Here is a 2,719-nt window from a genome sequence, read left to right as displayed (position 1 = left end):
AATGACGAACGCCGGTCGTCCCACCTCGAGGGCGGGACGACCGGCGCGGTCAGGCAGCTACTTCTTGGCAGCCTTGGCGTAGCGGGCCTCGAAGCGGGCGACGCGGCCGCCGGTGTCGAGGATCTTCTGCTTGCCGGTGTAGAACGGGTGGCACTGCGAGCAGACGTCGGAGTGGATGGTGCCGGAGCTCACGGTGCTGCGCGTCGTGAAGGTGCTGCCACAGGTGCAGGTCACTTCGGTCACGACGTAGTCGGGGTGGATGTCCTTCTTCATGGTGTCCTCTCTCAGAGCGCCGGGTCGCCAGCCGTGTGCGAGCGTGAACCGGAGCCAACGGATCATCTTAGAAGCGCCGCGGGGCCCTTGCCTATTCCGCGGCTGCTCCGGGCCTACTCCTCGGTGCCGGGGGTCGGCGTCGTCTTCTGCACCTGCATCAGGAAGTCGATGTTGCTGTGCGACTTCTTGAGCTTCTCGAGCAGCACCTCGAGGGCCTGCTGGGTGTCGAGCGCGGAGAGGACGCGGCGCAGCTTCCACACGATCGCCATCTCCTCCTTGCTCATCAGGAGCTCCTCGCGACGGGTGCCGGACTGGATGACGTCGATCGCCGGGAACAGGCGCTTGTCGGCGAAGTCGCGGCGCAGCCGGATCTCCATGTTGCCGGTGCCCTTGAACTCCTCGAAGATCACCTCGTCCATCTTCGAACCGCTGTCGATGAGCGCGGTGGCGAGGATGGTGAGCGATCCGCCGTTCTCGATGTTGCGGGCCGCGCCGAAGAACTTCTTGGGCGGGTAGAGCGCCGCGGAGTCCACGCCGCCGGACAGGATCCGCCCGCTCGCCGGGGCCGCCAGGTTGTAGGCGCGCCCGAGCCGGGTGATCCCGTCGAGGAGCACGACGACGTCGTGCCCGAGCTCGACCAGTCGCTTCGCCCGCTCGATCGCGAGCTCGGCGACGGTCGTGTGGTCGGTGGCCGGCCGGTCGAAGGTCGACGAGATGACCTCGCCCTTGACCGAGCGCTCGAAGTCGGTGACCTCCTCGGGCCGCTCGTCGACCAGCACCACCATCAGGTGGCACTCGGGGTTGTTGGTCGTGATCGAGTTGGCGATCTGCTGCAGGATCATGGTCTTGCCGGCCTTCGCGGGCGAGACGATGAGGCCGCGCTGGCCCTTGCCGATCGGCGCCGCGATGTCGATGACCCGCCCGATCATGTTGGCCGGGTCGGTCTCGAGGCGGAGCCGCTCGCTCGGATAGAGCGGGGTCAGCTTCGCGAAGTCGACGCGGTGCCGGGCCTGCTCGGGGTCGACGCCGTTGACGCTCTCGATGCTCACCATCGGGTTGAACTTCTCGCGGCGCTCGCCCTCGCGGGGCTGGCGCACCTGGCCGACGATCGCGTCACCGCGACGCAGGCCGTACTTGCGCACCATCGAGAGCGAGAGATAGACGTCGTCCGGACCGGCGAGGTAGCCGCTGGTGCGCACGAAGGCGTAGTTGTCGAGCACGTCGAGGATGCCGGCGGCGGGCACCAGCACGTCGTCCTCGAGGATCGTCGTGTCGGGCTCGGCGCGGCCCCCGGTGGTGGTGCGGTTGCGATCGCGGCCGCGGCGACGCCGGTTGCGGCGGGCGCCGCCCTCGCCGTCCTCGCCGTCCTGCTTCTGGTCCTGCTGCTTCTGGTCCTGCTGCTTCGGCTGGTCCTGCTGCTTCTGGTCCTGCTGCTTCTGCTGGTCCTGGCGCTTCGGGCCGTCCTGCTGCTTCGGCTGGTCCTTCTGCTGGCCCTTGGGCTTGTCGTCGTCCTTCGACCGGTCGTCGTTCGACCGCTCCTGCTGCTTGTCGTCGGCCTTGCGCTCGCGCTTGGGCCGGTCCTCGGCCTTGGGCCGGTCCTCGGCCTTGGGCCGGTCCTCGGCCTTGGGCTGGTCGTCAGCCTTCGGCTGGTCCTCGACCTTCGGCCTGTCGTCGGTCTTGGGCCGGTCGCCGGTCGCCGGTCGCCCCTGGGCGGCCTTGATCGCGTCGACCAGCTGGGCCTTCTTCATGCTTCCGGCGCCGGAGATGCCCATTCCGTTCGCCATCGCCTTGAGGTCGGCGAGGAGCATGGTGTTGAGTCCACCGCTGCGCTTCTTCGGCGCCTCTGTGGATTCGAGAACTTCGGTCACGTGAGGTCCTTCCCACGTAATACGGCCACTCCGCTCCGAGGGGAGGGAGGGCGTTGGTCAGATCTTCCTCAGGCGGACAAGGGCCGACCGGGCGAGGAAGGAGATGCGCGCGATGCTGCTTCCAGCTCTGGCGCGGCGTCGAGAACCGAGGGATCGGCGTGGTGACGCGTCGTCAGAGTACACCGACCCACGCCGCGACGACACTCGACGCGCAACTCACCACGCGACCGCGCCGCGGGAGTCGATGCCGAGCTGGAGCGCGACCCAACCCTCGGGACAGCGGGCCAGCAGTCCGTCGGTGGTGTCGGTGAACGCGAGCACCGTCGGTCCTGCGCCCGAGACGATGGCCGGCACCCCGTCCGCCCGCAGGGCGTCGACGAGATCGAGGCTGGCCGGCATCGCCGGGCGACGGTACTCCTGGTGCAGCCTGTCGGCGGTGGCTCGCCACAGGTGCTCGGGTCGACCGGCGAGCGCCGCGACCAGCAGCGCCGCGCGGCCCGCGTTGGCGGCGGCGTCGGCGTGCGGCACCTGCTCCGGGAGCAGGCCGCGGGCGAGCTCGGTCGACACCGGGTCGGGTG

General features: G+C 69.3%; 2 protein-coding genes and 1 pseudogene. All 3 read right to left on the bottom strand.

Annotated features, from left to right (window positions below):
- Positions 1-57 precede the first annotated feature (57 nt).
- Positions 58-273 (bottom strand): 50S ribosomal protein L31, encoded by a 216-nt coding sequence (gene rpmE, locus H0488_RS22750; RefSeq protein WP_183101467.1) that lies wholly within the window; start codon positions 271-273, stop codon positions 58-60.
- A gap of 113 nt (positions 274-386) precedes the next feature.
- Positions 387-2,141 (bottom strand): transcription termination factor Rho, encoded by a 1,755-nt coding sequence (gene rho, locus H0488_RS22745; protein WP_376768503.1) that lies wholly within the window; start codon positions 2,139-2,141, stop codon positions 387-389.
- Positions 2,142-2,357: 216 nt separating this feature from the next.
- Positions 2,358-2,719 (bottom strand): annotated as a pseudogene (locus tag H0488_RS22740) (homoserine kinase); the annotation flags it as partial.

It is taken from the genome of Nocardioides pelophilus, from assembly GCF_014180685.1.
Taxonomy (GTDB): domain Bacteria; phylum Actinomycetota; class Actinomycetes; order Propionibacteriales; family Nocardioidaceae; genus Nocardioides; species Nocardioides pelophilus.
The sequence above is the reverse complement of the archived record's forward strand: the minus strand, read 5'-3'. Positions and strand labels throughout refer to the sequence as shown.

Coding starts and splice junctions, on each gene's coding strand:
- rpmE (WP_183101467.1), bottom strand. CDS start 273: ATGAAGAAGGACATCCACCCCGACTACGTCGTGACCGAAGTGACCTGC.